General features: G+C 56.4%; 1 rRNA gene. It reads right to left on the bottom strand.

Going from position 1 to position 456, the window contains the following annotated elements:
• Window positions 1–456, bottom strand: a 16S ribosomal RNA gene (locus ACTHS4_RS11610); the annotation flags it as partial.

Here is a 456-nt window from a genome sequence, read left to right as displayed (position 1 = left end):
GACTACAGGGGTATCTAATCCTGTTTGCTCCCCACCCTTTCGCTCCTCAGCGTCAGTTACGGCCCAGAGATCTGCCTTCGCCATCGGTGTTCCTCCTGATATCTGCGCATTCCACCGCTACACCAGGAATTCCAATCTCCCCTACCGCACTCTAGTCTGCCCGTACCCTGCAGGCCCGAGGTTGAGCCTCGGGTTTTCACAGCAGACGCGACAAACCGCCTACGAGCTCTTTACGCCCAATAATTCCGGACAACGCTTGCACCCTACGTATTACCGCGGCTGCTGGCACGTAGTTAGCCGGTGCTTTTTCTGCAGGTACCGTCACTTTCGCTTCTTCCCTACTAAAAGAGGTTTACAACCCGAAGGCCGTCGTCCCTCACGCGGCGTTGCTGCATCAGGCTTGCGCCCATTGTGCAATATTCCCCACTGCAGCCACCCGTAGGCTGTCTCTTATAC

This window comes from Neisseria sp. P0014.S009, assembly GCF_051958155.1.
Taxonomy (GTDB): Bacteria; Pseudomonadota; Gammaproteobacteria; order Burkholderiales; family Neisseriaceae; genus Neisseria; species Neisseria flavescens_C.
This window is presented reverse-complemented; position numbering and strand designations above follow the sequence as displayed.